The sequence below is a fragment of the Brevibacillus sp. SIMBA_040 genome (assembly GCF_046535075.1).
In the GTDB taxonomy this organism is placed as follows: domain Bacteria; phylum Bacillota; class Bacilli; order Brevibacillales; family Brevibacillaceae; genus Brevibacillus.
Map to the genome: position 1 here is coordinate 307,806 of NZ_JAWRXI010000008.1, position 7,969 is coordinate 315,774.

Annotated in this window: 5 protein-coding genes; all 5 read left to right on the forward strand. The window is 39.8% G+C overall.

The window, feature by feature from the left end:
* Positions 1 to 28 precede the first annotated feature (28 nt).
* Entirely contained in the window at positions 29 to 1,591 is a 1,563-nt protein-coding gene (locus SB752_RS15930; RefSeq protein WP_410716593.1) for a serine hydrolase domain-containing protein, read from the forward strand.
* Between the two features lie 395 nt (positions 1,592 to 1,986).
* Positions 1,987 to 3,429 (forward strand): MFS transporter, encoded by a 1,443-nt coding sequence (locus SB752_RS15935; protein WP_410716594.1) that lies wholly within the window; start codon positions 1,987 to 1,989, stop codon positions 3,427 to 3,429.
* 130 nt (positions 3,430 to 3,559) lie between these two features.
* Positions 3,560 to 4,804, forward strand: coding sequence for an aminopeptidase (locus tag SB752_RS15940; protein ID WP_410716595.1), 1,245 nt, complete (start codon positions 3,560 to 3,562; stop codon positions 4,802 to 4,804).
* 109 nt (positions 4,805 to 4,913) lie between these two features.
* Positions 4,914 to 6,077: a M28 family peptidase gene (locus SB752_RS15945; RefSeq protein ID WP_410716596.1), complete on the forward strand. Its 1,164-nt coding sequence runs from the start codon at positions 4,914 to 4,916 to the stop codon at positions 6,075 to 6,077.
* A 75-nt stretch (positions 6,078 to 6,152) separates the two neighbouring features.
* The gene (locus SB752_RS15950; RefSeq protein WP_410716597.1) at positions 6,153 to 7,598 is read left to right on the forward strand and encodes a serine hydrolase; all 1,446 of its coding nucleotides are present in this window, start codon (positions 6,153 to 6,155) and stop codon (positions 7,596 to 7,598) included.
* Positions 7,599 to 7,969: the final 371 nt, after the last annotated feature.

The window sequence follows — 7,969 nt, forward strand, 5'->3', positions numbered from 1 at the left end:
CCTAAATAAATTGTTGGGAGGATAAGTTGTGGAGAAAAAGATCGATGAACTTTTTACACGATGGAAAGGAGATACAGCAGGGGGATATGTGTCTATACGGTCAAAGGGAGAATTGGTGTACGAAAAGGCATACGGATTAGCAGACATGGAGAACAACATTTCCGTTAATAAATCGACACGCTTTAATATTGCCTCATCATCAAAGCAGTTCACATGTTTTTGCATCCTTCTACTGGAAGAAAGAGGTCTTATTGATATCGATGATGACGTAAAAAAATATATCCCTTGGCTAATACCCTATGATGAATCTATAACTATCCGGCAGCTTATGAACCACACCTCAGGTATTCGTGAATTGTACAACTTATACTCTTTTGGTGGGTTGCTTTTTGATGATATTTCCACTAATGAGCACATTCGAAATTACGCAAAACGCCTAAGGACATTAAACTTTAAACCGGGTAGCGACTTCTCCTATTGTAACACAGGGTATTTTTTGCTTAGTGAGATAGTTACAGTCGTAACTAAAGAGAGTATTCGAGAGTTCGCACGGAAGAATATCTTTGATCCACTTGATATGAAAGACACCTTTTGGCTTGATGACTATACCGAAATCGTCCCGAATATGTCTCAATGCTATTATGACAATGGCCAGGGGAAGTGGAAAAAGGCATTTGTTAGCAGTGACGTAGTGGGCAGTAGCGGAATAATCAGTAACCCTATGGACTTACTCAAATGGACAGCCCATTATCTTTCTCCTGTTCTATGCCAGCCGGAAACGCTAAGTAAAATGCAGGAAAGTGCAGTACTCGATAACGGTACTGAGACCGGTTACGGGATGGGGCTTTATGTTGGAAAAACACAAAGTGGGCTCCGATATTTTGAACATGGCGGATCTACCGGAGCTTTCCGGACGGCATTAATGGTATTCCTCGATGCAGAACTTGAGCTTATTATCATGGCAAATAATGCTGCGGTTGACCTAAACCAGGCCTGCTTTACAATTGCCAGCATCATTTTGGGACAAAACTGTACTCCAGCAAATTATGGAGGTAACATCCCATCCCTGCCCGAGCCGGAATTATTGGATTGTTCAGGTAATAGCGAGGGACGATATGTATTAATGGACAGCTATGTCGTCGAGATTAAAAAACAGGGTGACAGTTACCGGTTAATAACGCCAAGAGAGACCTTCCCAATGGAACATGTTGAGAAAAACAAATACTTCGTTCCACAAATGGGATACAACTTCTTTCTTTATGAAGGATATATTCTAGTCAACTCCTTAGGTATAACGATACGCAGTGATAAATTGAATAATAAAATTCTTGAACCTGAACGAATCAATGAACTTTGCGGCATTTACTATTGTTATGAAACAAACGGTGTATTCGAAGTCACTGCTACAATGGGTGGAATCCTTTTGCATAACGCTAGATTAGGGGTTTTTGAATGTATAGCCAAATCAGACAGAGAGTTCATCTGCCTATATGATTCTCTTTGCACTCTATCCTTTGGTATAAATAGCTTTGAACTTAGTGCTACTCGGACAAGAGGGTTGATATTCAGAAAAGTAAGTGAGCACTCCTAATGATGAAAGCGGCAAACTACACCGTCTGACTAGATCAATGCAACTCCGTCTTGAGCACGATTACGAGAAGTATTTTAGGTGTAGAACAAACAGGAAATAAGCGGATTCCCACGTTCCATTTCCTGAAGGAAGTTTGTTCTTATTAATCCCATCAAGTAAAAGAGTTAAGGGAGGGATGGAAACTCGCAGTTTTCGATTATTAACAGATTTATTAGAACATATTTATGAGGATTTAAGTCGCATAAAATAAGGCAGAACTTAACTGGTTGGATTGCTTCGTTCATAAAGAATGGGAAGGAGAGTCTCTATTACTCACACTTCAGCTCTTCACCTTACCTAAGATAACTTATTACCGAAGAAGCAATTACTCTAAACATCTAGAAGGAAGAGATTAAATGAGGGGTTCAAAGCTGGGCGAAATGAAAGGAATGGTTAAAAAAGTGAATACCGCGAGTGTAATCAATGAAGCCCCAAAGGAGTCTACCTCCAGCCTGAAAAGTAAAATATCCTTTTCACTTTACGGTTTAGGTAATAACGCCGTCACGGTCATGCAGGGATCCTATTTCTATTTCTTTTATGAAACGGAGCTAGGACTCAGATCAGGATGGATATCTCTATCTATGACGCTTTTCGGCATAATCATGATATTTGGGAATTTACTGATCGGTTATATTATCAATAGATTCCGAAGGGGCTCAAAATATGGGTGGGGAGCACCATTTTTGTTTGGAGGAATGATTGTTTTTATCGTTTCTTACATCCTGATGTTCACAGACTCCTTTGGACTAAGCCAGCCCATGCTTTTTGCGAAACTTTTGATAGTTTCTACCCTATATCACGTTGCTATTAGTTTTATGAACATGACTATGTCATCCATGTTTGTAGATATTTTTCGAGGTGATAGAGACCGCAGGGCTTGTCAGCTATTAAAGGTACTGATTGGCTCTGTCGGGGTACTGATAAGCGTTGTTTTGCCTCCCCTGATTATTAAAACAGGGCAGGTGGGAACATACACAGAAGCGGCTATTCTAATGGCACTTATCGGGTTACTTGCCATTTTGGCTACTTTTCCATCCCTAAGGGAATCACCTGAAAAACTTGAACGTGACAAGAGACTCAAAGAATTCTACCGTCCATATAGTATTTTCGAGTCAATACGCTTTATCGTGAAACAGAAGGACCTGATGTTTTATGGATTCGCATCAATTGGACGAGCTGTCGGTGATAATATCGTACCTGCTTCCATAGTGTATATAATAATTTACGTATTAAAGTCTGATATGGCTCTAAACTCTATTGTCGGAACGGTCTTCTTCTTAGCCACGATTGCATTCACTCCTCTGTTCACATGGCTGGGAAACAAAATAGGTGATAACTATAAAATTACTGTCCTTTCAGTTTCAGGATTGGCTTTAAGTACTTTGTCGCTATTCTTTGTTACCAATATCACTTCCCTTTTCGTTCTACTCATTGTTTATTCGGCTGCTCAGGCTTTTTATGACGCTAACTCGAGTAACTTCCAATCTGATGTATATGAGCAAATAATAGCGCGTACAGGTAGGCGGGACGAGCCGCTTTATAGTGCGGCACTTTTTACTATAGTCGGTGCTGTACGTATTTTTGAGGCTCTTATATTCTTTGTGGTGCACACGGCATTTGGTTTTGTGGCGGGCTCAGCTGAGCAATCATCCACCGCAATATTGGGGATTCGTTTGCAAATTAGCGTTTTCCCGGCCATTTTTGTGATAGCTTCTGTCTTAATTATAGTATGGAAGTTGAGGATAACCCATGAGAAAGCAGAACAAAACCGCATGAAGATTCGAGAATTAAAACTATAATTGGCTAATCAGCAAAAGCAGGGCACTAAAACATCTATGGGGGATTTTTGTCCCCCGCTCCCAACGCAGAAAAGAGGAAAAGAACAGTATTACAAGGCGACATATTGAACCTGGATGAGGAGGAATAAACATGGATGATCTGCGTTATAGCGATCAATTTGCCAATGTTTTGGTAAATGCAGCATTAAAAATCGAAAAAAGTGATGAACTGGTAATTTTAATGCCTAAAGAGTATAAAAACTTTGGGGAGTATTTACGTCAGATTGCCCAAGATGCGGGGGCAAGAGTAGTCGATATTTTTTACGAGGATCCAGAAAAAGAAAGAGACCATTATCTTTCTGGAAGAACCGACAAGTATGTATGGTTATCTGACGAGCAGTTCGATGAAATCGAAAAAAAAATTCAAAACGATGCTAGACTTTTAGTCTTGCGATCTACCCGATTCGGGATATTCTCCCAGCTCTCACCCAAACAGTTAAAGCTTCGCAACCAGTATTACCGGCAGGATTTTGGAAGGATATTTAATTATGTGCAGGGGAATAAGGTTGCCTATTGTTTAGGAGCATTGCCTAATTTCGAATGGGCTAGTCTTGTTTTTCCTGATGAAAAAGAGGAAACGCGCATTGAACGATTGTGGGATAAAATGAGCCGTGCTTTGTATATTAACCGGGAAAACCCCGTTCAGTTCTGGAACAGAAGAATGTCGATACTGAATAAACGTAAACAGGCTCTTAACAAAGCAGGTTTTGAGAAGATCCTGGTCAGCGGTCCAGATACTTCGTTGGAGCTTGAGTTGCCAGTCAATCACCTTTGGCAGGGCGGTACGCTTTCCCGTTCAAACGGGCGCGAGTTTATCCCCAATATTCCCACAGAAGAGGTTTACACAATACCAAAACGGGATGGGGTCAACGGTCGGTTAACCAATCGACACCGGATTTATTTCAATAACCGAGCAGTGGATGAGTATACTCTATTTTTTAATAAAGGGGAGTTGATCAAGGTCGAAAGCCCCGATGAGGACTTTGCTGTCGAATTTATAAATTGGCTGAGTTCAATGCAGAATGCCAAATATCTCGGGGAATTGGCGTTAGTTTCCAACTCAGGAGTGAAGGACCAAGGAATATATTTTTATGATCCTGTTTATGACGAAAATGCTTCCTGCCATTTTGCCTTCGGCTCTGGCTATCGAAGCAATATAAAAGGCGGTGAGGAAATGACCGACGAGGAGTTTTTGGCACATGGCGGCAATCTTTCCCCCCTACATATGGATTTCATGTACGATTCAAGCAATATGGTGATATCGGGAGTCAAAAAAGGAGAGCATACACTCATAATCGATAAAGGAGAATGGGTTTTAGAAACTACCTATAAGTAGTTAATAAGTAAGATTACTGAAAACTGAATTAACAAAGGTATAACATTTAATATAAAAAGTCGAAATTGTCAATCTGAAAAATATCGTAATGACAAGAGGGGAGTATAAAATGAAGAATAAACTATATGAGCATGTACTCAATATCCAGGGAGTCAGGCACCCAATAACGAATTACGATGGACTTAATCGTGCAATGGACTATATCCTTGCCCAGCTTGACAACCTTTGTGATGAGGTGCGCTGCGAGGAGTTTTATATTGACGGCTTTGACAAGCCTTTCTACAATATCGACGCCCGGATAGGTACTGATGAAAATGGCCCATTACTTTTGCTCGGCAGCCATTATGACACTGTCTACAACTCGCCGGGAGCTAATGACAATGGCTCAGCAGTAGCAGCGTTGCTTTGCCTTGGAGAGATTTTTTCGAAACATCGGGATAAGGTTAACCTTCGATTGCTTTTTTTCTCACTAGAAGAAGGTAACCCTGTTTATGATGATATCCATATAAATACGTCCCAGATGATGGGCATAAAGGACGATAAAGGGTTTTATAATACTTTAACCTATCAAAAAGACAGCAGACTTTTTCAGGAGGCTTTTGCCAATGCAAGGAAGAAGGCCTTTTCCTTCGGTGAAAAGTATAAGTTAGCTTACGATTCTGTCAAGGAGCAAATTTCACCACAGATGCGTAGCTTTTATGAGGTTTGCCTTTCAGAATGCATAAAATACAAAGACCCCATGGGTTATGGAGAACGTGCCCTCAACGGCTCATCTAGATGGGTGGATAGGCATCGTAACGAGCTTAAAAAATGCCTGGGGATAATTAACTTCGACCCCGTAGCTTATGCTTCAAGCAGGACACACTCACACCTTATGACTCCTGAAATAAAGTCCGGAGTCGAGACTTTTAACACGGACCTGGAAAACGAGGTCGGTAACTTTATTGTGGCTATTGGTAGTCCCGGCTCGGACCCACTTTCTCAGTCTTATCTAAATGGAGCTAAAAAGTATGAGTTGCCTTATGCTTTTGTTAATGCTCCTTTCAACTATGAGGAAACAGCCTATGCAGCACCATACCTTTTACTATCTGACCACGCTGCTTTCTGGAAGCAGGGCATACCAGCATTATTTTTAACCGACACAGGCGCTGAAATGCGTTACTTTTTTGAACATACACCCGCGGACACAATCGACAAGCTCGATTTTGATTTTTTTGAAAGGGTTGTTTTGTCTGCGGAGTTTGCTATTTCACAATTATTCGGTTTGAAATGATCATATTGTTTATAGTAACCGGAAAGATAGAGCAGAAATATTTACAAACATAAAACAGTGAAAGGGAAATCTATAATGGATAGCTGCCTAAGAGGAATAGAACAATTAATTAATAAAAAGCTTACTGAATATAATGTGCCAAGTTTAAGTATAGCTGTGGTCAAAGAAGAAGACATCATCTACCAAGAATGCTTCGGCTTCAGGGATCTACATCACAGTTTATCTCCAAACCCTCAGACACGCTATGCAATTGCATCTCTTTCAAAATCGATGACGGCTCTATGCCTTGGTATATTAAAAGATGAGGGTAAAATTGATTGGGATATACCGGTAGTAAATTACGTCCCCGAGTTTAAAATGTATGATCAATATGCAAACTTGAATGTAACGTTAGAAGATATTTTATCTCACAAAACAGGGGTTGCACGCCATGATGCTGCTCTGATTGAGAGGCCTATAATACGAAAGTCAACAAAAGAGCTTGTTGAATGTATCGCACATCTAAAACCGAATAAAGGGTTTAGAACAGGGTATGAATACAATAATTTTATGTATATTGCAGCAAGTTATATAATCGAACGTTTAGCAGGAATGCCTTGGGCAAACTTTATTAAAGAGAGGGTATTTAAGCCTTTAGGAATGGATCACACATCAGCTATTTTGGCGGATCTTACTCAGGCTGAAAATAGGGCTCTACCCTATAAAGAAATAGAGGGTAAAATAGTACAGATTAGCTATGCAAATAATGATAATGCAGCTGGCGCCGGATCAGTTAATTCATCGATTCAAGATATGGTAAAATGGCTTTCTTTTAATATTGGAAAAGGGGAATACAGGGGAAGAAGGTTAGTTTCCGATAAAACTATGAAAGAGATTCATACACCCCGGACAATTATCCCTACTCCTCTAGAAAACACATTTAGAGAAATGCCCTTGTCTGCATACTGCTTCGGTTGGATACTACAACCTTACCGAGGGCACCTTTGTTTTCAACACTCTGGGGGTATTGATGGCTTTTCCTCATTCCAGACTATTTTGCCAAATGAAAAACTTGGTATAGTTCTCTTATCAAATCTAGAAAACACATCACTTCATATAGCCGTAGCGGCTATGATTTATGATAGGATTCTTGGATACCCTGAAACTGACTGGCCAGCCCGATATATGGCAAAAAATAAATTAATGCATGCTAATAAGGTTAATCATAAGAAGTCTAAAGAAGAAAGACGAGAGCGTGAAACTAATTCATCACAGTATCTAGAGGACTATGTAGGAGTCTATGAAAATAAGGGCTATGGTGAATTGGAGATTGAAACCTGTAAGGATAGGCTAATAATGAGTTTTAAAGGTGTAAGGTCAGAACTAAAGTGTGATGGTTATGAAAATTTCGAAATAATCTATTCTGGTAATCCGATAACAGTATTTTTTAAGACAACTATTAAAGGCGAAATATCTGCTGTTTGTGTTGACTTTGAGCCTTCTGGCGAGGCTATTGAATTTATTAGAAGAGAGATTAGTTAGTATGAAAGAAGATGAAATGAAAATAGCCAGCGTGATTTTTAGCTAAATAAATTTGAAAAATATTGTCTCTTATGGTGATAAAGATAGGTTCTGCATATTGATCCTGTTTCCATTCTTCCCAAAACGCTGTGTCAATATAGCAGAAAACAGTAACTCAAAAATAAAATATGGAGGTTTATAGAGTGAAGATATTTATTTCAGCTGATATTGAGGGTATTAGTGGGGGCGTTCATAGGGATCATGTCATTAGGAAAATGAAACGATTATGAGTTTTATCTCATAATCGTTTTTTCTTGTGCGCCCAGCATGGGCGTTATCTCTAGGGTTAAAGTCCCGAATGGTGAAGGCAGTAGTAGCCATTAGCCTAAGAC

Coding starts and splice junctions, on each gene's coding strand:
- SB752_RS15935 (WP_410716594.1), top strand. CDS start 1,987: ATGAGGGGTTCAAAGCTGGGCGAAATGAAAGGAATGGTTAAAAAAGTG.
- SB752_RS15950 (WP_410716597.1), top strand. CDS start 6,153: ATGGATAGCTGCCTAAGAGGAATAGAACAATTAATTAATAAAAAGCTT.
- SB752_RS15940 (WP_410716595.1), top strand. CDS start 3,560: ATGGATGATCTGCGTTATAGCGATCAATTTGCCAATGTTTTGGTAAAT.
- SB752_RS15945 (WP_410716596.1), top strand. CDS start 4,914: ATGAAGAATAAACTATATGAGCATGTACTCAATATCCAGGGAGTCAGG.